27 protein-coding genes and 1 riboswitch are annotated in these 26,994 nt (G+C 28.9%); of the genes, 3 read left to right on the top strand and 24 right to left on the bottom strand.

Features of this window, described 5'->3' with window-relative positions:
* The first annotated feature begins 90 nt into the window (after positions 1 to 90).
* Positions 91 to 1,296 (top strand): nucleotidyltransferase, encoded by a 1,206-nt coding sequence (locus tag ACYQ1T_RS12855; RefSeq protein WP_459835423.1) that lies wholly within the window; start codon positions 91 to 93, stop codon positions 1,294 to 1,296.
* A 48-nt stretch (positions 1,297 to 1,344) separates the two neighbouring features.
* A complete protein-coding gene (ylbJ, locus tag ACYQ1T_RS12850) occupies positions 1,345 to 2,529 on the top strand; it encodes a sporulation integral membrane protein YlbJ (protein ID WP_459835420.1) in 1,185 nt (394 codons plus the stop codon).
* On the opposite strand, the gene ACYQ1T_RS12845 is transcribed toward ylbJ, so the two are convergent.
* From ACYQ1T_RS12845 to ACYQ1T_RS12820, 6 genes are all read right to left on the bottom strand, one after another.
* Entirely contained in the window at positions 2,515 to 3,051 is a 537-nt protein-coding gene (locus ACYQ1T_RS12845; RefSeq protein ID WP_459835418.1) for an ATPase, read from the bottom strand. The two genes, ylbJ and ACYQ1T_RS12845, sit on opposite strands and share 15 nt — an antisense overlap.
* Before the next feature lie 18 nt (positions 3,052 to 3,069).
* Entirely contained in the window at positions 3,070 to 3,543 is a 474-nt protein-coding gene (gene coaD, locus ACYQ1T_RS12840) for a pantetheine-phosphate adenylyltransferase (protein WP_459835416.1), read from the bottom strand.
* A gap of 21 nt (positions 3,544 to 3,564) precedes the next feature.
* A complete protein-coding gene (gene rsmD, locus ACYQ1T_RS12835) occupies positions 3,565 to 4,116 on the bottom strand; it encodes a 16S rRNA (guanine(966)-N(2))-methyltransferase RsmD (protein ID WP_459835414.1) in 552 nt (183 codons plus the stop codon).
* A gap of 64 nt (positions 4,117 to 4,180) precedes the next feature.
* Positions 4,181 to 6,211, bottom strand: coding sequence for an ATP-dependent DNA helicase RecG (gene recG, locus ACYQ1T_RS12830; RefSeq protein WP_459835411.1), 2,031 nt, complete (start codon positions 6,209 to 6,211; stop codon positions 4,181 to 4,183).
* A 93-nt stretch (positions 6,212 to 6,304) separates the two neighbouring features.
* Positions 6,305 to 7,942, bottom strand: coding sequence for a DAK2 domain-containing protein (locus tag ACYQ1T_RS12825; RefSeq protein ID WP_459835408.1), 1,638 nt, complete (start codon positions 7,940 to 7,942; stop codon positions 6,305 to 6,307).
* Positions 7,943 to 7,953: 11 nt separating this feature from the next.
* Positions 7,954 to 8,304, bottom strand: coding sequence for an Asp23/Gls24 family envelope stress response protein (locus ACYQ1T_RS12820; RefSeq protein ID WP_459835406.1), 351 nt, complete (start codon positions 8,302 to 8,304; stop codon positions 7,954 to 7,956).
* 227 nt (positions 8,305 to 8,531) lie between these two features.
* Between ACYQ1T_RS12820 and rpmB the strand changes: the two genes are divergently transcribed.
* Positions 8,532 to 8,723: a 50S ribosomal protein L28 gene (gene rpmB / locus ACYQ1T_RS12815; protein ID WP_008678335.1), complete on the top strand. Its 192-nt coding sequence runs from the start codon at positions 8,532 to 8,534 to the stop codon at positions 8,721 to 8,723.
* A gap of 279 nt (positions 8,724 to 9,002) precedes the next feature.
* Here the strand turns inward: rpmB and ACYQ1T_RS12810 are convergent, their stop codons facing one another.
* The 18 genes from ACYQ1T_RS12810 to ACYQ1T_RS12725 all read right to left on the bottom strand — a co-directional run bounded on the left by ACYQ1T_RS12810 (position 9,003) and on the right by ACYQ1T_RS12725 (position 26,852).
* Positions 9,003 to 9,638 (bottom strand): thiamine diphosphokinase, encoded by a 636-nt coding sequence (locus ACYQ1T_RS12810; RefSeq protein WP_459835402.1) that lies wholly within the window; start codon positions 9,636 to 9,638, stop codon positions 9,003 to 9,005.
* Between the two features lie 2 nt (positions 9,639 to 9,640).
* Positions 9,641 to 10,288, bottom strand: coding sequence for a ribulose-phosphate 3-epimerase (gene rpe, locus ACYQ1T_RS12805; RefSeq protein WP_459835399.1), 648 nt, complete (start codon positions 10,286 to 10,288; stop codon positions 9,641 to 9,643).
* Positions 10,282 to 11,151, bottom strand: a complete 870-nt coding sequence (rsgA, locus tag ACYQ1T_RS12800; protein ID WP_459835396.1) for a ribosome small subunit-dependent GTPase A — start codon at positions 11,149 to 11,151, stop codon at positions 10,282 to 10,284. The genes rpe and rsgA overlap by 7 nt, the downstream gene beginning before the upstream one ends.
* Before the next feature lie 128 nt (positions 11,152 to 11,279).
* Positions 11,280 to 13,301 (bottom strand): Stk1 family PASTA domain-containing Ser/Thr kinase, encoded by a 2,022-nt coding sequence (gene pknB / locus ACYQ1T_RS12795; protein WP_459835393.1) that lies wholly within the window; start codon positions 13,299 to 13,301, stop codon positions 11,280 to 11,282.
* Between the two features lies 1 nt (position 13,302).
* Entirely contained in the window at positions 13,303 to 14,022 is a 720-nt protein-coding gene (locus ACYQ1T_RS12790; RefSeq protein ID WP_459835391.1) for a Stp1/IreP family PP2C-type Ser/Thr phosphatase, read from the bottom strand.
* Positions 14,023 to 14,043: 21 nt separating this feature from the next.
* Positions 14,044 to 15,069, bottom strand: a complete 1,026-nt coding sequence (rlmN, locus tag ACYQ1T_RS12785) for a dual-specificity RNA methyltransferase RlmN (RefSeq protein ID WP_459835389.1) — start codon at positions 15,067 to 15,069, stop codon at positions 14,044 to 14,046.
* An 8-nt stretch (positions 15,070 to 15,077) separates the two neighbouring features.
* Positions 15,078 to 16,397, bottom strand: a complete 1,320-nt coding sequence (rsmB, locus tag ACYQ1T_RS12780; RefSeq protein WP_459835387.1) for a 16S rRNA (cytosine(967)-C(5))-methyltransferase RsmB — start codon at positions 16,395 to 16,397, stop codon at positions 15,078 to 15,080.
* Positions 16,398 to 16,408: 11 nt separating this feature from the next.
* Positions 16,409 to 17,107, bottom strand: a complete 699-nt coding sequence (locus tag ACYQ1T_RS12775) for a zinc metallopeptidase (RefSeq protein WP_459835385.1) — start codon at positions 17,105 to 17,107, stop codon at positions 16,409 to 16,411.
* A gap of 22 nt (positions 17,108 to 17,129) precedes the next feature.
* The gene (gene fmt / locus ACYQ1T_RS12770) at positions 17,130 to 18,056 is read right to left on the bottom strand and encodes a methionyl-tRNA formyltransferase (protein ID WP_459835382.1); all 927 of its coding nucleotides are present in this window, start codon (positions 18,054 to 18,056) and stop codon (positions 17,130 to 17,132) included.
* Positions 18,057 to 18,068: 12 nt separating this feature from the next.
* Complete coding sequence (gene def / locus ACYQ1T_RS12765; RefSeq protein WP_459835379.1) at positions 18,069 to 18,512, bottom strand: peptide deformylase; 444 nt, start codon at positions 18,510 to 18,512, stop codon at positions 18,069 to 18,071.
* A 12-nt stretch (positions 18,513 to 18,524) separates the two neighbouring features.
* Complete coding sequence (gene priA, locus ACYQ1T_RS12760; RefSeq protein ID WP_459835377.1) at positions 18,525 to 20,726, bottom strand: primosomal protein N'; 2,202 nt, start codon at positions 20,724 to 20,726, stop codon at positions 18,525 to 18,527.
* A 64-nt stretch (positions 20,727 to 20,790) separates the two neighbouring features.
* The gene (gene coaBC / locus ACYQ1T_RS12755) at positions 20,791 to 21,990 is read right to left on the bottom strand and encodes a bifunctional phosphopantothenoylcysteine decarboxylase/phosphopantothenate--cysteine ligase CoaBC (RefSeq protein ID WP_459835374.1); all 1,200 of its coding nucleotides are present in this window, start codon (positions 21,988 to 21,990) and stop codon (positions 20,791 to 20,793) included.
* A 2-nt stretch (positions 21,991 to 21,992) separates the two neighbouring features.
* A complete protein-coding gene (gene rpoZ / locus ACYQ1T_RS12750; RefSeq protein ID WP_459835372.1) occupies positions 21,993 to 22,211 on the bottom strand; it encodes a DNA-directed RNA polymerase subunit omega in 219 nt (72 codons plus the stop codon).
* On the bottom strand, positions 22,192 to 22,833 hold the full coding sequence (gene gmk / locus ACYQ1T_RS12745) for a guanylate kinase (protein WP_459835369.1): 642 nt from the start codon (positions 22,831 to 22,833) through the stop codon (positions 22,192 to 22,194). Before gmk ends, rpoZ begins: the two co-directional genes overlap by 20 nt.
* Positions 22,833 to 23,102: an extracellular matrix/biofilm regulator RemA gene (remA, locus tag ACYQ1T_RS12740; protein ID WP_008678315.1), complete on the bottom strand. Its 270-nt coding sequence runs from the start codon at positions 23,100 to 23,102 to the stop codon at positions 22,833 to 22,835. Before remA ends, gmk begins: the two co-directional genes overlap by 1 nt.
* A gap of 14 nt (positions 23,103 to 23,116) precedes the next feature.
* Positions 23,117 to 23,998 carry a YicC/YloC family endoribonuclease gene (locus ACYQ1T_RS12735; RefSeq protein ID WP_459835367.1) on the bottom strand — a complete coding sequence of 294 codons (882 nt, stop codon included), beginning with the start codon at positions 23,996 to 23,998 and terminating at the stop codon, positions 23,117 to 23,119.
* Positions 23,999 to 24,222: 224 nt separating this feature from the next.
* The gene (locus ACYQ1T_RS12730; RefSeq protein WP_459836551.1) at positions 24,223 to 25,578 is read right to left on the bottom strand and encodes an NCS2 family permease; all 1,356 of its coding nucleotides are present in this window, start codon (positions 25,576 to 25,578) and stop codon (positions 24,223 to 24,225) included.
* Positions 25,579 to 25,699: 121 nt separating this feature from the next.
* Positions 25,700 to 25,801: riboswitch (purine riboswitch) on the bottom strand.
* 82 nt (positions 25,802 to 25,883) lie between these two features.
* Positions 25,884 to 26,852, bottom strand: a complete 969-nt coding sequence (locus ACYQ1T_RS12725) for an asparaginase (RefSeq protein ID WP_459835365.1) — start codon at positions 26,850 to 26,852, stop codon at positions 25,884 to 25,886.
* Positions 26,853 to 26,994: the final 142 nt, after the last annotated feature.

The raw sequence follows: 26,994 nt of genomic DNA, 5'->3' as shown, positions 1-26,994 counted from the left end.
TTAATATAGCTTTAATAAGGTTTTTTCTATACTACTAAACTTTTATCTTATGTTATAATGTCTTTATATTTCCCATTAAGGAGTGTAAATATGAATATAACAGGAATAATAACAGAATATAACCCTTTTCACAATGGACATTTACATCATTTAACTTCTGCTAAATCACAAACAAAATGTGATGGAATAGTATGTATAATGAGTGGTAATTATGTTCAAAGAGGCGGTCCAGCTATAATTGATAAATGGAACCGTACTCAAATGGCTTTAGAAAATGGTGTTGATCTAGTAATAGAATTACCAACTTTTTATGCTTTATCCTCAGCAGAGTTTTTTGCTAAAGGATCAATTTCTATTCTTAACTCATTAGGAGTAATTAATAACATTTTTTTTGGAAGTGAATGTGGAAATGTAGAAAATTTAACTAAAATATCTGAAGTATTAATTAATGAACCAGAAAATTTCAAAAATGCCCTTAAATTAAATCTTAACTCTGGAGTTACTTTTGCTAAAGCAAGAGAAAAGGCATTAATGGAATTTCTTAACGATTCTTCTTTAAGCGAAATTCTAATTAACTCAAATAACATTCTAGGTATAGAATATATAAAGGCACTTATTTCTCTTAATAGTTCAATTAAACCATTAACTTTAAAAAGAGAGGGATCCTCTTATAATGATAAAAATCTTAGCTTAAATTTTTCTTCTGCAACTAGTATTAGAGAAAGCCTAAAAAATTCAACTTCTATTGAAAAAATTGCTTCTAATATGCCAAAAGCTTCATATGATATCTTTAAAAATTTATATGATACAAATTATCCTTTTATTTTTGAAGAAAATATGTTTAATTATATTAAATTTAAACTCATAAATAATTGTATAAATTTTAACAATCTTTTTGATGTTTCAGAAGGTCTTGATAATAAAATATTAAAGGAAATTTACAATAGTAACTCTTATGAAGAATTAATCTTAAATATAAAAAGCAAAAGATATACTTATACTAAAATATCAAGAATTTTAACTCAAATTTTTATTGGAATTGATAATTATAATTATAATGATTTAATTGCTTACGAGAATTTATATTGTAGGGTTTTAGGTTTTAATAATATTGGTATGAAGATTTTAAAGAAAATGAAAAAAACTTCATCAATTCCTATAATTACAAAAATACCACGTTATACAGAAAACCCACTATTAAAATTAGATATTCAAGGGACAAATTGTTACTCATTGCTTAATCCAAAACTTAAGTTTTTTAGTGATTATTTAATTTCTCCATTAATAAAAAGTTAATATTAATTAGCCACAGGCATATATATCTATAGATGGGAGGAGATTTTCATGTTTAGTATTATATTCTTGTGGCTATTTATCATTTTTCTTATTGTTGTTTTACTAAGACTTTTAAATATTAAGAAAAATTACATAATATGCTTTTGTATTACCTTATTTATAGTTCTTTTTATTTTAAATTTAGAAGGATGTATGAGCGCTGCTTTAGAGGGATCTTCTTTAGTTGTAAAAGCTATCTTGCCAACTATATTTCCCTTTAGTGTTATTTGTAATCTTTTAATTTCTTATGATGGGATAACCCTTTACTCAAAATTATTAGGACCATTAATTTGTAAACCTCTTAGATTATCAAAAAACTGTTCATTTCCAATTGCAGCAAGTTTTATTTGTGGCTATCCTCTTGGGGCTAAATATTCTTCTGATATATATTCTTTAAATTATATAGAAAAAGAAGAATATGAAAGATTATTAAATATAGCATCAAATGCCGGGCCAATTTTTATACTTGGATCTGTAGGTGCAAGTATGTTATCTGATTCTAAAATGGGTTATATTCTTCTTATAGCTAATTATTTATCTATAATCATTGTAGGTTTTTTAACAAAAAAATCTAGTAATTCTATAGTTGAAAAAAATTACACTTCATCAAATATAGATACTAGAAATTTTGGAACTAAACTAAAAGATGCTATAGATGGTGGAATATCTACCACTTTAAATGTTGCAGCCTTTGTTATAATATTTTCTGTTTTTATAAGCATAATAAAAAACAATGCTTATATTAGCATTGTTTTTAACGATTTAGAAAATTTTATTAAAATCCCAAAAGGAACTCTTTACAACCTATTTCTAGGTAGTATCGAGTTTACTAATGGTTGCAAATTAATATCACTTTCTTCATTATCAATAAATTTAAAATTAAGTATGATAAGTTTTATTTGTTCTTTTTCTAGCTTATCAGTAATTGCTCAAGTAAGTTCGGTAGTAAGTAACTGTAACCCTTCAATGGGTAAATATATTTTTTGGAAACTTATCCAAGGTATTATTAGTTTTATAATAACATTTATAGCAAGTAATATTTTCATTATTTCAACACCTACTTCTACACCAATACAAAATGTAAATATATATGAAAATTATTATAAATTTATTATACCCATAATAATCTTTTTACTACTATCACTAATATTATCTATTATTTATAAAAATTTAAATAAGTTACATTCCTCTTAGTTCAGAAATATTTTCTTTAATCATATTACCAGTTTCAGTCATATTTTCATCTATCTCTCTAGCAACTTTTTCAAAAGAGGCCTGCATACCTTGTATAATAGTAGCTTTTTTTATCTCTAACTCTCTATCAAGTTGAGCAAGTATTTCAGTTGAGTATTCTCTTGATCCAATTCTAATTGCCTTAGCATCTCTTTGTGCTAGGGCAATTATTTCATTTGCTCTAAGCTTAGCTTCTTTAACTATGTCATGATTTTCTATATTTTGTTTCATTATCTCCATAGTTTCTCTTTTAACATTTTCATATTCTTTTTGAGCATCTTCTAAAATTCTATCCTTCTCAGTCATTACCCACTGAGCTTTCTTAAACTGATCTGGTAAATAATTTATAATCTGATCAATTACTTCCATAAATTCTTTTTTATCAATTACTGTTTTTCCTGTTATAGGCACCTTTGGTGCTGTATCAATTAACTCCTGTAAATACTCCAAAAGCTCTAAAACATTAACCTCAAGTTTATCCACAAAGTTCCACCCCTTTATTTAAATTCTACTTATTATATCGTCTACTAATTCTTTCGGCACTAATCCATTAATATTACCACCAAATTTTGCAACTTGCTTAACTGAAGAAGAGCTTATAAAGGAATATTCATGTGAAGTCATCATAAAAACAGTTTCTATTTCTGAATCTAACTTTGAGTTTATTAATGCCATTTGCATTTCATACTCAAAGTCCGAAACTGTTCTTAATCCTTTTAAAATTACATTAGCACTATGCATTTTTACAAAATCTACTAATAATCCATTAAAGCTAAGAACCTCTACATTAGGCAATTCTTTAGTAACTTTTTTTATAAGTTCTACTCTTTCTTCAATATCAAAAAGTCCCCTTTTATCTACATTAACTAAAACTGCCACAATAAGTTTATCATAAACTTTAGATCCTCTAGTTATTATGTCTAAATGACCATTAGTTATTGGATCAAAGCTTCCTGGATAAACTGCTATCTTCATCACATCCACCCTCTAAGCCCTCTACTTATATTTATAAAAACATACTGTGGTATTTCCATATTTTCTACTTTGAGTAAGTTTTATTTCTTCATACCCTTCATATATTCCTTCAATACTATCTATCTTCGTAACTATTATTCCATCTTCTTTTAACATTTTTAGCTCTTCTATTAATTTTATAGCTTCTGGTATCATTTCTTTACAATATGGAGGATCTATAAATATAATATCAAATATTTTTCCCTGTTTAGAAAGACTTTTTAAAGCCTCATAAGAATCCATATTTAAAGGCATACAGAACTCGGTAAACTTTAAATTTTCTATATTTTCTTTAAGAAGAGGAAAAGTAACTGGACTTTTATCTACTAAATAAACTTCCTCTGCTCCTCTACTTGCAGCTTCTAACCCTAAGCTTCCTGTTCCTGCAAATACATCAATAACCCTAGCATCAGGTATATACCCCTGAATCATACTAAACATAGCTTCCTTTACTCTGTCTAATGTTGGTCTTGTTTCCATAGTTGCAGGAGGTATTAATTTTCGTCCTCTTGCTTTTCCAGCTATAATTCTCATTAAATTTCCTCCTTAAGTACTATCGTTTTAATTTTATCATAATATTTTTGTATATACAATTTTTTTAATTAAAACATATATATCGACTCCATCTTTCAAGAGATTTTGATATTTCTCTACATAATTTTATATGCTGAATTTCTTTTGAATTTATTAATATATTTGCTTCTCCTCTTGCACATTTTAATATATTTATATCTTCATATATATCTGCTAGTACAAACTCCTGATCACCACTTTGCCTAAGTCCAAACATTTCTCCTGCCCCTCTAAGCTTTAAATCTTGCTCAGATATAAAAAATCCATCTGTTGATTGAGTCATTATTTCCATACGTTTTTTAGTTGTATTACTTTTAGCATTTGCAATTAAAATGCAATATGATTCATACCCACCTCTACCTACTCTTCCTCTTAGTTGATGTAGCTGTGCTAATCCAAACCTTTCAGCATTCTCAATAATCATAACTGATGCATTTGGAACATTTACACCTACCTCTATAACAGTTGTTGAAATAATTACCTTAATTTTATCTTCCTTAAATAAAGTAATTATATTATCCTTTTCTTTCGGCTTCATTTTTCCATGTAGAATTTCTATAGGAATATTTTTAAATACTCCATCCTTAAGTTCTAAATAAAGTTTTTCCACTGAATTCAACTTATTTTTTTCATCCTCTTCTATTAATGGACAAACTATATATACTTGTCTTCCCTTTTTGACTTCATTTAATGCTAAACTATAAGCTTTATTTCTTTCCTCATCCTTAAAAAATTTTGTATCTATTTTTTTTCTACCTGGTGGTAATTTATCTATAATAGAAACATCTAAATCTGAATACATATATAAAGCTAAAGTTCTTGGGATAGGTGTTGCCGTCATAACAAGAACATCCGGCCTTTTTCCCTTATTAATAAGCTTACTTCTTTGCTCTACTCCAAATCTATGTTGTTCATCAGTTACAACTAATCCTAAATTTTTAAAATTAACATCTTCTTGTATTAATGCATGAGTTCCTATAACTAATACTGGCTCTCCAGAAGAAATTATTTCTTTAATTCTAACTTTCTCCTTATTACTTGTGCTTCCTGTTAAAAGCTCTATCTTTACATTAAAATCCTCTAAAAGTTTTTTACTTTCTAAATAATGCTGATTAGCTAATATTTCTGTAGGAACCATAAGAGACGCTTGGTATCCATTTTTAACCACATTGAATAATGCTATAATTGCAACTATAGTTTTACCACTTCCTACATCTCCTTGTACAAGTCTATTCATTGAATATTTACTTTTTTGATCTCTTAGTATTTCTCTTATAACTTTTGTTTGTGCCTCTGTTAAACTAAATGGAAGAGATAATTTTAAATCTTTAAGCTCTTCTACCCAATCAAAATAAATACCTTCTTTTCCTCTCAAATTATTTTTCAAAAGTAATAACTTCATTGAATATGTAAATAGCTCTTGAAATTTTAATCTTGCAATTGCATTTTCTAATTCTATTTTACCTTTAGGAAAATGAATCTCTCTAATAGCCTCTTCAAGACCTATCATTTTATATTTCTCTAATATATTCAAAGGAATATTCTCACATATTTTTACATCATCAAGTATTTGATTTATAAGTTTTGTAATAATTTTATCTGTCAAGTCACCTTTTAAAGGATATTTAGGAATAATTTCGCTTTTTTTTGCATCTTTGCATCCAATTATAGGGTTTATAACTTCTAGAGTAGTTCCTATTTTTTTAAATTTCCCTACTAAGTCATATTCACTTCCTAATTTATAAGAATTTTTTATAAATCTTTGATTAAACCATTTACCCAATACAATATGATCTTTATAACTAAATTTAATTGTAGTTATAAATTTACCTGTTTTTGTTTTTATATCCTTTTCAAATGATATAACTTTACAGGTTAAAATTTGTTTTTCTTCTCCATCTATTTCATTAAATTCAATATTTCCCCTTATAAATTCATAATCCCTTGGAAAATATAAAAGCAAATCAAACACAGTGAAAATACCACATTTATTTAATCGTTCTGTTAACTTTGGTCCTACACCCTTAAGGGTAGAAACCTCGTTAGAAATATCCATCTCTACACCTCTAAATTAATAAAATCATATAATATTAAAGCACAAGTTGTTACCTATGTAAATAAAGTAACATCTTGTGCTAATTTAAAATTATTATTCTACTGCCATAATGAAATAGTAAAGTGGTTGCTCACCTTTATAACATTGTACATCAAAATCTTCATATTTTTCTTCTAATTTTGAAACAAACTCATTTGCAACCTCTTCATCTACATCAGAACCATAAAATATAGTTATAAGTTCACTATCTTCATCAATCATTTCTTCTAGAACTTCTTCAGCAACCTTACAGTAGTCTTCTCCTACTTTCTTTATTTTCCCTTCAATAAGACCTAAGTTATTACCTTCCTTAATTTCTATTCCATCTATTTCAGTATCTCTAACAGCATATGTTACAGAGCCTGTCTTTACCATATTCATAGCTTCTTTTAAAGTTTCTTCATTTTCATTAACTTCAACATCAGCATTAAACATAGTTATACAAGTTATTCCTTGAGGAATAGTAGTTGTTGGTATTACTCTTACGTCTTTATCTGAAATTTCAGCTGCTTGATTTGCTGACATAATTATATTTTTATTATTTGGTAATATAAATATATGTTCAGCATTAAGCTTTGAAACACATTCCATAATATCTTGTGTTGATGGGTTCATTGTTTGACCACCCTCAATTACATAATCAACACCTAAATCTTTAAATATATTTGTAATTCCATCTCCCATAGCTACAGAAACAAATGCATATTTTTTCATTTCAACTTCTTCTTCGCTAGCTACTTCTTTAACATAATCTTCACCTTTTATTAAAAGTTCTCTATGCTCTTCTCTCATATTGTCTATTTTTATCTTAGATAATTCACCAAGCTTTACTGCTTTAGCTAAAACAGCACCTGGATCATTTGTATGAATATGAACCTTTATAACATCCTCATATCCTACTACTATCATTGAGTCCCCTAGTGGTTCTATCTCATTTTTAAAACCATTAGCCTTATTAGCATCTCCAAGTATTATAAACTCTGTACAATATCCAAATTTTATATCAATTTCCTCTGTACCTTGAGCACCTTGTGATCCACCTGCTTCTGATGGCTTAATATCTTTTATCTCTGCTTTAATATCTTCTCTTAATGCATCATACATACCCTTTAAAATTATGTATAATCCCATTCCACCTGAGTCTACAACTTTAGCTTTTTTTAAAGCTGGTAATAAATCTGGTGTTTTATCTAGCATAATTTTAGATTCTTTAACTATTACATCTAATAACTCTATTAAATCTTTAGCATCTGAATCAATAGCAGCTTCAGCAGCAGCTCTTATTACTGAAAGAATTGTTCCCTCAGTTGGTCTCATAACAGCCTTATATGCAGCATTACTTCCTTCTTGAATAGCTATTGCAAACTCTACTGTATTTACTTCCTCTTTACCGTCTAATCCTTTTGAGATTCCTCTTAGTATCTGTGAAAGAATAACACCTGAGTTTCCTCTTGCTCCCATTAAAGCTCCCTTAGCAAGCTTTTTAGATGCTTCTCCAATGGAAGATGTATTTAAACCTTCTATTTCCTTTACAGCCGCCTTAAATGTAGCTGACATATTAGTTCCTGTATCTCCATCTGGAACAGGAAATACATTTAACGCATTTACATAGCTACTTTCTTCTAACAATCTATTACTAGCATTAACAACCATGTTATAAAAATCATGGCCATTTATTTTTTGATATTTCATCTTTTTACCTCCTAGACTCTAACAGCTTGAACATTTACTGTAACAGATGAAACTTTTAATCCAGTAAAGTTTTCCACGCTATAACGCACCTTTTGTATAATATTATTAGCTATTACAGAAATCTTTGTTCCGTATTCAACCATAACAAATAATTCTATAACTAATTTATCATCTTCATTAAACTTAAGCTTAACGCCTTTGCTTAGATTTTCTATTCTCATAAGTTCCCAGAAACCTTCTGTAGCACTTTTAGAAACCATTCCAACTACACCATAGCACTCCATTGTTGAAAGCCCTACTATTTTAGCTAAAACCTCTTCGGAGTAATGTATATTTCCAATTTCATTTGAATATCCTACCATATAGAAACCTCCTTATAAATATCCTTATACTATATTTTATATTACTTATCTTTATTATTCAAGTAAATCTTCTTTTCCTTATTATATGAAAAGGAGCTTATATTTATTGTTTTTTATTTTTTTAACTTTTTTTTATTTTCTATTGCTTTTTTATTATGTTATATGATAAAATGTAATCTGTCCTATTGAAGAGAAATTATCTTCACAACATAAGGAGGTGTTTTCAAGTGGCAAGAAGATGCGAAGTTTGTAACAAAGGGGTTGTATCAGGTACACAATACTCCCACTCACATCGTCAATCAAAGAGAACTTGGGCTCCTAACATAAAGAGAGTAAAGGCTTTAGTTAACGGAACACCAAAAACAGTTCATGTATGTACAAGATGCCTTAGATCTGGTAAGGTTCAAAGAGCAATATAAGTTCAAATAAAAAATGCAATTGTTTTTAACAATCGCATTTTTTATTTTGCCAAAAATTTAAAAAATTTATCATTTTAATTGAGGCTATTTAACATGTTCGTCATATGTATAAATTTATTTACCTCTTCTAAAAAACTTTATAAAATTTGAAATAAATTTTGGTAATTTAATTGCTATTATCTTCATTCCAATCCCCCTATCCATAAAAAATAATCACTGTACCCTTAATATTTATTGTATGCAAATAAGAAGGATTCAGTGATTATTTTTTTATATTTTTTAATCTTTTGTATAAAGTATCATTAAGATTCCACTTTCAAAATTTACATTAATAGGTGACTCTAAAAACTCATTTGATGTTGTTAGTCCATCTCCTACCTCTAAATCATAATTATTTAGTTCATACTTACAGCCTTTCAAAGTAAGCTTATTTACTTTATTAAAGTACGCAAGAAAAGATATTGTATCACCTTTATTTCCAGTTAAAACTAATGGTTTATTTGTTAAAAATATTTTATTATTATCATCTATTATTTTTGCTTTTATATTTAAATCTAATGCTTTTTTTAATAATCCAATATTGCTTAAAGAGTGATCGTATCTAGTACCTGTAACACCTAATAAAACAATTTCCAAAGCTCCTTTTTCCACTGCTAAATTAAACGCTATATCTGTATCTGTAAAATCCTTTTCTTTTTGAAATTGTATTTTACGTACCCCTTTACTCTCCAATATTTTTATTATTTCTTTAGATGCAGAATCAAAGTCACCTACTATATAGTGTGGTATTATATTATACTTTTTTAAAGTTTCACACCCCTTATCTGCTCCTATTATTAAATCAACATCTTTAACTAAGCTTAAAAGAAGTTCTTTTGATGGAGCTTTTCCTCCAGATAGAATTAAAGCTCTCATTATTAAACCCCTCTTATTTTAGAAATATTCTCTTTAAGGTTTCCATCGCGGAAAATAGCTGATCCTGCAACTAATACATTAGCACCCGCTTCTATAATTTCTTTAGCGTTATTCTTATCAACGCCTCCATCTACTTGTATTAAAAGATTTTCATTAATCCCTCTACTCATTTCTTTAACTTCCTTTATTTTATTTAAAGCATATGAAATAAATTTTTGTCCTCCAAATCCAGGATTAACTGACATTATAAGAACCATATCTAGCTTTGCTATAATATCCTTTAATACTATCGTTGGTGTTCCTGGATTTAATGCTACTCCAACCTTTATTCCTTTAGATTTAATATATTCTATAGCTCTATCTATATGCTTTTCTGCTTCATAATGAATCGTTATAATATCTGCTCCTACTGCGATAAAATCATCAATAAACTTTGATGGATTTTCTATCATTAAGTGAACATCAAAAACCTTATCTGTTTTATTTCTTATTGATTTAATTACTGGTAATCCAAGACTTATATTTGGAACAAATGATCCATCCATAACATCTATATGTATGAAATCTGCACCTGCCTTATCTACATTTATAATATCCTCACCTAATTTTGAAAAATCAGCTGATAAAATTGACGGTGATATCTTTACCATTTATTTTTCCTCCCATCCATTATTTCTTCTAATGTTCTTATATAAAAATTATATCTATACTCGTTTATTTTACCATTTTCAACAGCATTTTTCACTGCACATTCTGGTTCCTTGTTATGAAGGCATCCTCTAAATTTACAATTATGATTGTAGTCTTCAAATTCCGGAAAGCAGTATCTTAAATCTTCTTTTTCCATAAAGCTAACTTCTAAACTTGAAAATCCTGGACTGTCTACTAGATATCCATTTTCTATCTCTATAAGTTCGCTATGCCTTGTCGTATGTTTACCTCTTCCTATTTTTTCAGAAACTACTCCTGTTTCCATATAAGATCTATTAATTAATGTATTAATTAATGTAGATTTTCCTGCTCCTGATGGTCCACATAAAACTGTTTCATTATTTTCTAATTTTTCTTTTAGAAGATCTATTCCTTCTCCTTTTTTTGCATTAATATATAGTACGTCATATCCTATATCATTAATTTTCTTCTTTACCTCTTCTTTTTCTTCTTCTGTTACTAAATCAACTTTATTTAAGCATACTATAGCTTCAATATTATTGTATTCACAAAGAATTAGGAATCTATTTAAAAGATCAAAATTAATATCTGGATTTTTAATTGCAAAAACAACAAAGGCCTGAGTTACATTTGCCACTGTAGGTCTTATAAGTTCAGAAGTTCTTTCTAACAGGTCTTCAATTACACCCTTTCCATTTTCAACCTTAATGTCAACATTATCTCCTACCATAGGTTTCATATCTTTATGTCTAAACTTTCCTCTAGCCTTACACTCTATAAGCCCTTCTTTAGTTTTAACATAATAAAATCCACCAATTCCTTTTATTATTTTTCCTTCCATAATTCCTCCATGTATTTTATTCTTCCTATTTATAATAAACAGATTTAATTAAAAAATGCAAATATTTTTTTGTATTTATTGCCATAATATAATAAAAAATCAGCATTAAGCTGATTTTTTATTATATACTAATGATTTTGGCCATTTGGTTGTGTTTGATTTGTAGAATTTCCCTGACCGTTCCCTTGACTATTTCCCTGATTTTCATTATTTACTTCATTTGCTTTAGTTGTTAATATGACTGTCCCACCTTCTTTTACACTCTCTGTAAAAGCAGTTACTGTTGCATTTTCATCCTTTGGTCCATCAAAGTCTACATTTAGTCCATTACTTTTCAATATAGCTACAGCCTTACCTACTGTCATTCCTTGATATATACCTAATGATTTTACATCAATAGTCTTCTGTTCAAATTTCCCAACTGTTATTGCTACAGTTTCACCTTCTTTAACTTCAACATCAGTTATTGATTGAGAAAGAATTTTTCCATCTTCATCTTTATTATTAGTAGTTTTTGTTTCCACAGTTACTGTTAACTTTAATTTTTCAAGAGTAGATTTTCCTTCTCCTTCTTTATGTCCTACAACACTAGGAACTTTAACAAGTTTAACTTCTGGTCCCTTACTTATTGCAATTTCTATAGCAGTATCCTTTTTGATTTCAGTTGTTGCTGCTGGCTTTTGGCTTATATAATATCCCTTAGGAACTGTTTCACTATTTTGCTCTACTATTTTGTAATTTGTAAATCCTTGAGCCTCTAAATATTGCTTAATATTAGTAACTTCATAATCTTTGAAGTTAGGCATTTTAAACTTTTCCTCGCCACCAGATACAACTACCTTAACACTAAATTTTTTCTTAACATTTGTACCAGGCTTTGGATCTACACTTAAAATTGTATTTTCAGGTTTATCACTTTTCTTAGTTTCTACAACCTCTAATTGAAGTCCAAGCTTTGAAAGTTCAATTTTAGCCTCATCAATATTTTTACCAACTATATTAGGAACAGCAACTTCTTTTCCACCAGTTCCCGTTGCCATAAAATATCCTACTGCTCCAAGTATTGCTACTGATACCACAATGATTAATCCAAATAAAACCTTACTTAAATTTTTCTTGCCTTTAGATTTCTTATTCTTTGAGGATTTTTTTTCATATTCCTCTTCATCATAATCATCATCTTCTTCATCTTCTTCATATTCTTCTTCATCATCATAGTAGTCACTTTTAATACTTGAAATAACCTCTGTCTTATCACTAGGTGATGTAATTGGAGCCATAACTATTGTATGCTGATTATTATAATTAGCACTTTCTCCTATAATAACATCTGGATTTTGTTGTATCTTTTGTAAATCTTGAATTATTTCTTTAGCACTTTGATATCTTTTTAAAGGTTCTTTTTCTATTGCCTTTAATACAACTTTATTTAAACTATCTGGAATAGCTGGATTAATACTTTTAGGAGGTATAGGTTCTTCTTGTAAATGCTTTAAAGCTACGGTAACTGGAGAATCTCCCTCAAAGGGTAACTTACCTGTAAGCATTTCATAAAGAACTATTCCGAAAGAATAAATATCAGCTCTACAATCTATATATGTTCCTTTTGCTTGTTCTGGTGATAAATAATGTGCTGAACCTATAATGCTTGTTGTATTTGTAATTGTTTGTGAGTCAGTTGATTTTGCTATTCCAAAATCAGTAACCTTTACTTCTCCACCTTCAGTAACCATTATATTTTGTGGTTTTATATCTCTATGAATTATATTATTTTTATGAGCGCAATCTAAAGCTTTAGCAACTTGTAATGCAATTCTTATAGCTGTTGTATAAGTTAGCTTTCCATTAAAATTTATTACATCCTTTAAGGTTTTACCACTAACAAGTTCCATAACAATATAATCAATATCCCCTTGAGTCCCTACATCCAAAATATTAACTATATTTGTATCTGATAAATTTGCTATAGCAGTAGCTTCCCTTTTAAACTTTTGAGATATCTCTTCATTATTTGCAAATTGTTTTTTTAATATCTTAATAGCTACAAATCTATTAAGTTTATTACATTTTGCTTTATAAACTTCTGACATACCACCTTCACCTATTTTTTCAAGAAGCTCATATCTATCGCCTAGTATTACTCCCTTCATATTACACCTCTCCTCCAAATAAAATTACAGTTATATTATCTCTACCACCTTTACTTTTTGATAACGAGATAAGTTTTTCGCAAGCATTTTCTAGATTTTCTTCTCCTCTTAATGTATTTATTACATCATTTAAGTTTACTTCATTTGTTAATCCATCTGTACAAAGCATAAATAAATCAAATTTATTTTTTTCAACAACAAACAAATCTATCTCAACTAAATTTTTTGTTCCTATTGCTCTTGTAATAATATTTTTTTGAGGATGTCGCTTTGCTTCTTCATTTGTTATTGAGCCTATATCTAAAAGCTCCTGTACCAAAGAATGATCCTTTGTAATTTTTGTTATAACTTCATTTTTTATACCAAAACATGAGCTATCTCCTACATTTGCAACTTGTATAAATTCATTAGTTACTAAACAAGCAACTAATGTTGTTCCCATTCCATTATACTCTTTATCTGAGTGACCAAACTCATAAACCTTTAAATTAGCATATTCTATTGCTTTCTTTAAAACTTCTTCTTTATTTATAGTATTGAAGTTACTTTTAACAAATGTAATTACTTCTTCACAGGCAATTTTGCTTGCTAATTCTCCTGCATTATGACCACCCATTCCATCAGTTACAACATATAGACTATATTCCTCTCTACAAATATAATCAGCATAATCTTCATTTAACTTTCTTACATTACCAATATCAGTTTTTATACCAACCATTCATACCCTCTCCCTTTAGTTTTAGGTAGCTAAAAATTTTCTTCTTAGTTGTCCACAGGCTGCATTTATATCGCTTCCCATTTCCCTTCTTACAGTCACCTCTATACCTTGATTTTTTAGTATCTCTTCAAAATCTAATATTGTCTTTTTTGAAGGTCTCTTAAGAGTATTTTCTTTAATTTCATTTACTGGAATTAAATTTACATGGCATAATAGACCCTTAAGTAACTTACCTAAAGCCTTTGCATCTTCTTTATCATCATTTACTCCTGAAACTAAAGAGTATTCAAAAGTTATACGTCTACCTGTTTTCTCTATGTAATATCTACATGCTTCTAAAATTTCATCAATTGAATATTTATTAGCAATAGGCATAATCGCTCTTCTTTTTTCATCACTTACAGCATGAAGTGATATAGCTAAAGTAATACTATAATCTTTATCTGCAAGATCGTAAATTTTAGGGACTAATCCACAAGTAGACAATGTTATATGTCTTTGCCCTATATTTAATCCATATTCAGCATTGACAAGTTTTAAAAATTTAATTACATTATCATAATTATCAAGTGGCTCTCCACTTCCCATTAAAACAACATTTGATATTCTTTCACCTATTAAGGATTGAGCTACTATAATTTGTGATAGAATTTCTCCTGCTGTTAAATCTCTAACTCTTCCATTTAAAGTTGAAGCGCAGAATTTACAACCCATTCTGCACCCAACTTGAGTAGAAATACATATAGAATTACCATGCTTATATTTCATTATTACACTTTCAATTATATTTCCATCTTTGAATCCTAATAATAATTTTTGTGTGCCATCTATTTTAGATTCATATTTTTCTACAATTTCTGGAATCCCAATATAAAGTGAGTTTTTTAGCTTTTCTTGTAATGCCTTAGGTATATTTTTCATATCTTCAAAGTTAAAAACTTCTTTATATATCCAAGTCATTACTTGGTTAGCTCTAAATGCACTTTCTCCATTTTCTTTCATCCATATAGAAAGTTCTTCTAAAGTATAATCCAATATGTTTTCCATATATTCACCTACACTGTTTTCACAATCTTAGCAACAAAGAATCCATCCATTGAATCATTAGGAAGTATAGTTAAACTTCCATCTTTATTGTATATAAAATTGCTATTATTACCTACATATATTTTTTCAATTTTAGCATCCTTATATTTTGATAAAAACCAATTTATGTTTTCTTCATTTTCTTCTTTATTTAATGTACATGTTGAATAAACTAATGTACCCATTGGTTTTAAATATTGCCATGCATTATCCATAATTTCTCTTTGAATAGGAACTAAATCCTTTAATTGTTGTCTTGTTTTATTCCATTTTATCTCTGGTTTCTTTCTTATTATTCCAAGCCCTGAACATGGAACATCTATAAGTACTTTATCTGCATAAGAAACATACTTTGAATTTAATTTAGTTGCATCTAAAACATCACACTTAACATTTGTTAATCCTAATCTCTTAAGATTTTGTTCTATTAATGATAATTTATTTTCATGCAAATCAAATGCTAACACTTCACCTGTATTCTCTAATAGTTCTGCTATGTGAGTAGTTTTCCCACCAGGTGCTGCACATAAATCTAATACTTTATCCCCTTCTTTAATATCTAATAACGGAGCAACAAGCATTGCACTTTCATCTTGAACTGTAATTAGTCCATCATTAAATAATTCATTACTTTCTATTCCTTTTCCACCTCTAATTGAGATGGCTTCTGGACATGCATATCCTTCTTCTATTTCATAACCCATTTCTTCTAACTTATCAAAAACATCATCATATTCTGCTTTTGTTCCGTTAATTCTCACTGTAACTTTTGGAGTTTCATTTAATCCAGCCATTAATTTTAAAGTTCTTTCTTCTCCATATTGTTTAATAAACAATCTAATCATCCATGGTTGAAGTGAAAATTTATACGCTAATTCATCTATTCTATTGCCTGGTACAATTAACTCTTTTTCGTCTTTAATATAATTTCTTAATATACCATTTACAAGCTTTGAAGCCTCTTCTGATACTTCCTTCGCTTCTTCTACAGCTTCGTTACAAGCTGCATATTCAGGAACCTTATCTAAGAAATGTATTTGATATATAGCGACTCTTAATATATTTAATATCGTTTCATCCATAAGCTTTATATCTTTTACAAAGTTTCCTATTATAACATCTAATGTTTTCTTTCTTCTTAAAGTTCCGTACACTATTTCAGTAATTAGTCCTTTATCTTTATCTGATATATCATTACTATTTAATTCATTTGAAAGAACTAAATTAGAATAGGCACCCTCCTCTAAAACTCTTTGAATTATTTGTCTTGCAAGTTTTCTACTGTTCATCTTTCTACCTCTTAATTATCATTATATCTATTATTTAATGCTATTAATCTAATTAATTGAGAAATAGCCATAAGTGTTGCTGCAACATATGTCATTGCTGCTGCGTCTAAAACCTTCTGTGCTCCTTTAACTTCATCACCATATAAAAAACCTTTAGCTTTTAATATAGTAAGTGCTCTTGTAGATGCATTAAATTCTACTGGTAGAGTTATTAATTGATATAGCACAGCCCCACCAAAGAATATTATACCTAATTTTGCTAGTAAAGGCGAACTAAAAAATATTCCTATCATAAATAAAAAAATTGAAACCTTACTTCCTATATTTACAACTGGTGCAATTTTAGTTCTTAATACTAGTGGACTATAATGCGTCTGATGTTGAATTGCATGACCACATTCATGTGCTGCTATACCTGCTGCTGCAATTGTAGCGCCATCATAAACTTCTGGAGAAAGCCTAACAACTCTACTACTTGGGTCATAATGATCTCCTAAATGTGTATTTACTCTTTCAAGCCTCACATCAAAAAGTCCTGCTCCATCTAAAATATTTCTTGCAACTTGACTTCCTGTAATACCGCTCATGGTTCTTACTTCTCTATACTTTTTATAAGCATTATCAATTTTCATTTGAGCCCAAAAAGCAATTACTACTGCTGGTATTAATATTAAATATGTGGGATCAAAATAAAATCCTGGATAAAACATAACAACCCCTCCTATAAATTACTTATAGTAAAATTAAATTTTCTTTAATTTCATTACCATTTATATATTGTTCTATAGTTAAAGGCTTTCCATTAGGAAACTGTACCTTTTCAATTAAAATAACCCCTTCTCCTGTAGCTACTTTAACACCACTTTTTGAAACACTAATAATAGTTCCTGGATTTTTATTGCTTTTTTCATTTAAAATACTGCTTTTAAATATTTTCATATTAAGCCCATCGTAAGTAGTATGTGCAATAGGCCAAGGATTCAAACCTCTAACTAAATTATGAATGTTTTTTGCAGAATCTTTCCAATCAATTTTGCCAAGATCTTTATTTAACATTTTAGCATAAAAAGTTTCTCCAATTTGCTTATCTGGATTTATTTCTTTACTAACTAATCCTTCAATAGTTTCTATAAGTAAGTCTCCTCCTGATTCCATAAGCTTATCATGTAATTCTCCAGCAGTCATGTCTTCAGTTATTTCAACTTCATTTTTAAGAAGCATATCACCAGTATCAAGTCCTACATCCATAAGCATTGTAGTGTTTCCTGATTTCTTTTCTCCTTTAATTATTGCCCAGTTAATAGGTGCTGCACCTCTATACATAGGTAGTAAAGATGCATGTAAATTAATACAGCCATATTTAGGTATATCTAGGACTTCCTTTGTTAATATTTGTCCAAAAGCAACTACAATTATAAAATCTGGACTTAAGTCCTTTAAATAATTTATACATTCTCTATCATCCTTTAACTTTATAGGTTGATATACAGGTATATTATTTTCTATAGCTACTTCTTTAACTGCCGAAAATGCCATTTTTTTACCTCGTCCCTTTGGTTTATCAGGTTGAGTAAATACACTTTCTACTCCATAAACATCTATTAACTTTTTTAAAGAAGGAACAGAAAAATCTGGAGTTCCCATAAATACTATTTTCATTTCTACCCCTCCTTACTTAACATGATCTATAAATAGCTCTCCATTTAAATGGTCATTTTCATGTTGTATTGCTCTTGCTAAAAGTTCTGTAGCCTCAAGAATAAATTCTTCTCCTCTTTCATTTAAAGCTTTAACTTTTACATAATTTGCTCTATCAACTTCTCCAAGTTCTCCTGGAATGCTAAGACACCCTTCCTCACCAATTTGCGATCCACTCTTCTCTAATATCTCTGGGTTTATAAATACTCTTAAACCTTCATCATCATATATATCTATTACGAATATTCTTTGAAGTATTCCAACTTGTGGAGCTGCTAACCCAACACCATCTGCTTCATACATCGTATCTGCCATATCTTCTAAAAGCTTTAAAGTTCTTGGTGTAATTTCTGTTACAACCTTACATTTCTTTCTTAATACTTCATCGCCTTTTTTTCTTATATTCCTAATCGCCATTTTTTATTCCTCCTAGGTCATATTATTTGGATTAATATCAATTGTCACTTTTATTTCATTATATACATTCTTATTAAGCTCATAAAGTCTATTCTTTATTTTTTTACAAAATTCTAAAGGTACTTCTCCTTTAAATAGTATTTGCCATCTATAGTTATCCTTTATTTTAGTTACAATACAAGGAACAGGTCCTAGCATTTCTATAGAAGAATATTCTTTTTTTATTTTTTCAAACTCTAAAGCTAATGTTTTCATAAAACTTTTTAGACTATCTTCATTTTTAGATATACCATTAACTAATAGTATTTTACCAAAAGGAGGGTAATACATCAAACCTCTTATTGCAAACTCTTCACTATAAAACCCTTCATAATCATAATTTCTTGCATATTTTAAGCTGTAATGATCCGGAGTATAAGTTTGAATAATAACAGTTCCTTCCTTGTTCCCTCTTCCTGCTCTCCCTGCAACTTGAGTTATTATTTGAAATGTTTTCTCTGCCGCCCTATAGTCAGGAATATTTATTGATATATCTGCTGCAAGAACACCAACTAATGTTACATTTTCAAAATCTAATCCCTTAGAAATCATTTGAGTTCCTATTAATATATCAGCCTCTTTATTTTTAAAAGCATTATAAATTTTTTCATGAGAATCCTTATTTCTAGTTGTATCAACATCCATTCGCAAGACCTTTGCTTCTTTAAAATATTTTTTCACTTCCTCTTCTACTCTCTGAGTTCCAGCTCCAAAAAATTTTACATACTTACTATTACATTTAGGGCATACTTTTTTTTCCCTTTCTGCCTTTCCGCAATAATGACATACCAAAAATCCATTTTTATGATATGTCATTGAAATATCACAATCCGAACATTTAAATACATATCCACAACTTCTACATGATACAAAGGTTGAAAATCCTCTTCTATTTAAAAATAATATTACCTGCTCTTTTTTTTCTAATGTCATAGAAATATCATGATATAATTTCCTACTAAATAATGAGATATTACCATCATCTAATTCTTTTCTCATATCTACTATTTCCATAGTAGGCATAGGTCTTTTAGCTACTCTATTTTTTAACTCTAATAGTTTTATTTCTCCAGATATTGCCCTATAATAATTTTCTATAGTTGGTGTTGCTGAACCAAGTATAACTCTACATCCTTTAATTTTACTTAAAAACTCAGCAACTTCCTTAGTTTGATATTTAGGATTTTGTTCTGATTTATATGTGTTTTCATGCTCTTCATCTATAATTATCAGACCTAAATTCTTTGCTGGCAAAAATAATGCACTTCTTGCTCCAACTATTAACTTCGCTTTTCCTTCTTTAACTCTATACCATTCATCATATCTCTCCCCATCCGATAGTTTACTATGGAATAATGCTACATTTTTCCCAAATCTCCCTTTAAAGCGTTCTATCATCTGAGGAGTTAAAGATATTTCTGGTACAAGAACTATAGCGGATTTACCTTCATTAATAGCTTCTTCTACTAAATTCATATATACTTCAGTTTTTCCAGATCCTGTTACACCTTTTAAAAGAAATATTTTTTCATCGCTATTTTTTATTTCTTCTAACACATTTATTTGTTCATCAGTTAACTTATTTTTTTCAAAACTTCTGTATTCCTTTGTATTATATCTATATACAACTTCTTCTGTAACTCCTAAATACCCTTCATCTATTAATTTATTTAGTTTATATAATGAAAATGAGTATTTTTTTGTAATTTCACTTTTCTGAAAAACTCCATCGTTTTCTTTTATAAAATCCAATAAATCTTTATATTTTTCTTTTAAAGTCTCATTTTCTATATCTTTTATAAAAATTATTACTTTCCTACTTTTGTTTTTTACACCTTTAAGTGCTCCTTGTGGAATTAATAATCTTATTGCATCTATATATTTACAAAGATAGCTTTCTCTTATAAATTCAATAAGCTTTATATCATCTAAGCTTAAAATTGATTCTTCATAAATAACTTCTTTTATCTTTTTAATTCTTATACCTTTAATGTCTTCTTTCTCTTCAATATTTAAAACAAATCCTTGTATTAAATTATTTTTCACTCCAAAAGGTACTTTAACTAAACTCCCCACGACTACAGAATCTTCCAATTCATAAGGAACCTGATAAGTAAAGGGTTTATCTATATCTAAAGCATCGCTATTTAATATTATCTCTGCATATATTTTCAAATTTATCACCCTTTTTATTTAGGTATTTTTACTTTATTCACTTATATAGAAGAAAAAAGCGCACTTAGCGCTTTCCCAAAATAGTTTGAAATATATTCGAGGCAACTTCCCTCTTGCTCATCCTATCTAGAAAAATTTTTTCTCCTGATTTAGAAATGATAATAACCTTATTATCATCGCTTCCAAAACCTGTTTCTGTAGATGTTATATCATTTGCTACTATATAATCTAAATTCTTTTTAATTAGCTTATTTTTAGCATTTTCCTCTACATTATTGCTTTCAGCTGCAAAACCTACTAAAATTTGATTTTTCTTTTCATCCCCTAAGAACTTAAGAATATCATTATCTCTAGTTAAAACTAAATTTAAATCTTCATTACCTTTTTTAATCTTTTCATTGCTATAATCTTTTGCTTTATAATCTGCAACAGCAGCAGATTTTATAACAATATCACTATCATAAAAATGCTTTAATATTTCAGCTTTCATTTCTTCATTAGTTTTTACATCAATTACTTTTACACCACTTGGTTTTTGAAGCTTTGTAGGACCTGAGACTAGTATAACCTCTGCCCCTCGCTTCTTAGCCTCTTCTGCAATAGCATAACCCATTTTTCCAGTTGATCTATTTGTAATAAATCTAACTGGATCTATTGGTGCTATTGTAGGTCCTGCACTAATTAACACTTTTTTTCCTAAAAGATCTTTTTCTTTTTCATTAATATTAAGCTCTTTTAATACTCTTTCTACAATAGTGTTAACATCTGCAAGTTTTCCTTTACCTAAATCCCCACATGCAAGTCTTCCAGAAGCAGGTTCTATAAAATCATATCCATACTTTGAAAGTTTTCTTATATTATCTTGAACAATAGGATTCTCATACATATTTGTATTCATTGCTGGTGCAAATATAACTTTTGATTTAGTTGCCATAATAGTAGTGGAAAGCATGTCATCTGCTATGCCATTTGCTACTTTCCCAATTATGTTAGCAGTAGCTGGTACTACTAAAAATAAATCTGCTTTTTTAGCTAAAGAAATATGTTGTATCTCCCAAGCCTTAGGCTCCGAAAACATATCTGTAATAACCATGTTTTGACTTAAAGATTGAAATGATAAGGGTGTAACAAATTCAGTAGCTGATGATGTCATAATAACTCTAACATCTATATCGTTTTTTCTTAAAGCACTAATTACATCTAATGCTTTATAAACCGCTATTCCTCCACTTACACCTATGCACACGCATTTTTTCTTTTCCATTTTTATTTATTTCCCTCTTTCGCAGTTTCATATCCTACTGCTCCATCATTAACTTCGTTTATAGCTATAGTTAATGGTTTATGAGATTTAGTGTATATTAATGGTTCTCTTCCATCTATTAATTGTCTTGCTCTTTTTGAAGTTACTATTACTAGTGAATATCTATCGTCTACCTTTTTTAATAAATCCATTATTGATGGATTAATCATAGAGTTGTTCATGAATTAAGCCCTCCTTAGAATCTAAAATTGTATTTTCTTTTATTCTATCTACTCTACATTTTTCTGCTGCAATTATTGACTCTACCTTTGAAACTGCAACATCTAAAGTATCATTTACAACTGCATAATTATATTTAGAAACATAGTTAATTTCTTTATATGCAGATTTAAATCTTCTCATTAGCGATTCTTCTGTTTCGCTACCTCTTTTTATTATTCTTTGTTTAAGTTCTTCCATTGATGGGGGAAGAATAAATATAAATACACCTTCACTAAAGTTTTCTTTAACTTTCAAAGCTCCTTGTATATCTATTTCTAAAATAACATCTTTTCCTTCATCTAACATTTTTTCTACATTAGCTTTAGGTGTTCCATAACAATTACCATAAACCTCTGCATACTCTAAAAAGCCATTTTCTTTAACTTTTCTTAAAAAATCTTCTTTTTTAAGAAAATAATAATTTACTCCATGGACTTCTCCAGACCTTGGTTCTCTTGTAGTTGCTGATACTGAAAGATATATATTCTCATGTTTTTCAAGTAACTCCTTGCATATAGTTCCTTTTCCTGCACCTGATGGACCTGAAATAACAATTAATACACCTCTATTACATGTTCTCATTATTCATCAACCTCATCTACAGCCTCATCCTTAGCAACTAATCTATGAGCCACAGTTTCTGGTTGTACTGCTGATAATATTACATGATCGCTATCAGTTATTATAACAGCTCTTGTTCTTCTACCATATGTAGCATCTATTAGCATACCTCTATCCCTTGCTTCTTGGATAATTCTTTTTATAGGTGCTGATTCTGGACTTACTATAGCCACTAATCTATTAGCTGAAACTATGTTACCGAATCCAATGTTAATTAATTTGATTCCCATGGTCTTCCTCCTAATTATTCAATATTTTGTCCTTGTTCTCTTATTTTTTCTATTAGATTTTTTATATCGATGACGTTATTAGTCATATCAATATCATTTGATTTAGAAGCAATTGTATTAGCTTCTCTATTCATCTCTTGAATGATAAAGTCTAATTTTCTTCCTATTTGACCTTTACCTTCAAAAGTTTTTCTCATTTGACTTAAGTGGCTATAAAGACGTGTTATTTCTTCATCTACCGCTGCTTTATCAGCTAAAATAGCTACTTCTAAAGCAATTCTACTTTCATCAATATCTACTCCTTGAAGAAGCTCTTTTAATCTTGTTTCTAATTTCTTTTTATAAACTCTAGGTATATTATGAGAAGAAATTTCTATTTTCTTTACTAACTCTTCTATTTCATTAAGTTTTCTTAATATATCTTCTTTTAACTTTTCGCCTTCTGTAATTCTCATGTCTTCCATCATCTTTAGAGAATCTTTTATTAAAGGTTTTAATATCTCCCATACTTCTTCAATAGAATCCTCTTCCTCAACAACAGTAACTACTTCTTGAAATCTAGCTATCTGGGTAATAGTAATATCATTTTTAACACCTAAAGTTTTTTCTATCTCCTTTAAAGCTTCTAAGTAACTATTAGCAAGCTTTAGATTCACTTTTGCTACACCATTACCATCTGAATAACTTTTTTGATTTATAAAGATATCAACTTTTCCTCTAGAAAGAGTTTCATTTACAAGTTTTCTTATCTCTTCTTCTAAAGCAAGTATACTTTTAGGCATTCTTACATTAACATCTAAATATCTACTATTTACACTTTTCATTTCTACTGAAAAAAGATGTTTATTACCTTCTTCGCTACTGGCTCTTCCAAAGCTAGTCATGCTTTTAACCATATTCTCCTCCAAAATTTCCAAATCTTTTTATCTATAGATAGTCTTTTCTTATAAAAACTATAATAGAGTAGATTCATTATAAAAGTCAACCTTTTGTTAACAAAATGTTAACAATTTGATTTATTATTTATTTTTATTATACTATTAATTCTATAAAAACAAAAAAAGAAGTAATATATACTACTTCTTTTTTACATTTCAAAATTTATATATTAATATATTAATTAACCTAAAAATGCTATTTTAACTATAAATACAATTGCTAAAAATATCATTACTCCTGACACCTTGCATTTATCTTCTTTTTTTGCAAATATTAAATTATATATTACATTTATAATTACATATGCTAGTATTCCTACCGTTAAACCATCTCCTATACTATATGTTAACGCCATAGTTATTATTGTTAAAAACGCTGGAACTCCTTCTGTTATATTATCAAATTCAATATTTTTAACTGCTCCAAGCATTAAATATCCAACATAAATCAATGCTGGTGCAGTAGCACACGCTGGAATTGAGATAAATATTGGTGAAAAGAACATAGCAAGTAAGAATAATATTCCTGTAGTTATAGCTGTATATCCTGTCCTTCCTCCAGCTGCAACTCCAGTCGAACTTTCAACATATGTTGTTACTGTTGAAACTCCCATAGCAGCTCCTGCTGTTGTTGAAACTGCATCTACTAATAAAGCACGTCCTACATTTGGAACTTTTCCATCTTTATCAAGCATATTAGCTCTTGAAGCAACTCCAACTAAAGTACCAACTGTATCAAAAAAGTCCACAAATAAGAATGTACAAACTACAATTATAAATTTACCAACTGTTTCAGAATTAATTATATGACTAAAGTCTAATTTTCCTGCTATTGGTGCTATACTTTCAAACTTAAATATTCCTTCTGGTAGATATATACCTAAGTTTGATGCGCTTTCTGGATAAATAACAGCATATCCCCACGCTAATAATGTACTAGTTAATATACCAAATAATATTGATCCCTTTATATTCTTTTTATCACAAACTGCAATTACTACAACACCTAATAAAGCTATAATTACAGCTGGGGTAAACTCTCCCATAGTTACAAGTGTAGCATCATCTTTAATTACAAGTCCACATCCCACTAATCCTATAAATGCTATAAATATACCTATACCAGCTGTTACAGCATGTTTCATATTCATTGGTATTGCATTTACAACAGCCTCTCTAATTTTAAATAGAGATAATAATATAAATATAATTCCCTCAATAAATACTGCTGTTAAAGCCATTTCCCATGATATATTCATTCCTAAAACAACGGAAAAAGCAAAGAAGGCATTTAAACCCATTCCTGACGCTAGTGCAAATGGCAAGTTTGCAAATAACCCCATTAATATACATCCTAAAGCTGCTGATAAACAAGTTGCCGTTACTAAGGCTCCTGCTGGCATCCCAGTTGCTGATAAAATATTTGGATTTACTGCAATTATATACGCCATTGTTAAAAAAGTAGTTAGGCCTGCTGCCATCTCCCTTTTAATATTAACATTCTTATTTGTTAATATAGGCAATAATCTTTCTTTCATTGATAAATTTTCCATAGCTAATCCCCCTATATTTTTATAAAAAAAACCACTGTGAGTTATCTTATAAGATAACTCACAGTGGCTGCGGTAAATATCAATTACATATTATAATAATATATATATAATTAATATTCGTACTCATAGTCAAGATATTTACGGCATCTTGGTAGAAACTAACGATCCTTATTATCGTTATTATATGAGTTATCTTCTTTACGAATATTATTATATATTCTTATTGAAAACATGTCAATAGATTCCGTATATTTTTTTATTAAGTTAAACGAATATTCGTTTAACTTAATTTATATAAATTCTTCTTTTAAATTAATTTCATCTTTAGAAGATAATGCTAATATTAATTTTATTCTTGCTTTTTGACCAGGTAAAGTATCCCCAAAAATAACACCTAAATCCTTAAGCATCTTTCCTCCACCTTCATAGCCATAGGATTCATAAACTCTTCCTTCGTAACATCTAGAAACTATCAATACTGGAATATTAAGAGAAATACATCTCTTTATACCATCAACCATTAAAGGTGGCACATTACCTCTTCCCATAGCTTCTATAACTACACCTTTAAACTTTCTTTCTATAGCAAAATCTATGTAAGCTGAATCCATCCCTGCTACACATTTAATAAGAGCAACATCACACTTTATTTTATCTATATTATAAGATTTTATTTTCTTTACTTTTCTATAAAATATAACCTTATTATTATCAACTATACCTATCGGTCCAAAATTTGGTGTTACAAATGCATTTAAAGACATTGAATTAGCTTTTGTAACCTCTGATGCAGAGTTTAACTCTCCATTAAAGCAAACAAGAACTCCTCGCCCCTTCGCATCATCTGAAATAGCAGTGCATATAGATGAAGCTAAATTAAATGGTCCATCATAACCAAGTTCTGAACTACTTCTCATAGCACCTGTAACTACAACAACTTTTTCTGTTTTTAAAGTTAGATCTAAAAGATAAGCTGTTTCTTCTAAAGTATCTGTACCATGAGTAATTACAACGCCATCTATATCATCTCTTTCAACTATTTTCTCTACAAATTTACTAAGCTCAAACATTTTTTCTATAGTCATGTGTGGGGATGGCATACTAGAAAAACTATATGACTCCACTTCTGCAAAATCCTCTATTCCTGTAACCATAGACATTATTTCTTCTCCAGTAAGGCTAGGTACAGCTGCTTTTAACCTTTCGTCAACCTTCATTGATATTGTTCCACCATTAAAAATCACTGCTATTTTTCTCATAATGTTCCTCCTAATTTATAAAAATAAAAACTCTTGGTTTCCCAAAAGTTTTTAAATATTTTTGGTAGGTCGGCGTATCCTACATCTCTTTTTACTGTTTACAGCGTGTGAGGAGCCATTTCTCACCTCAAAAATTATAAAA

It is taken from the genome of Clostridium carnis (assembly GCF_054657435.1).
Note: the sequence above shows the minus strand (reverse complement) of the source record. Positions and strands in the feature narration are given on the sequence as shown.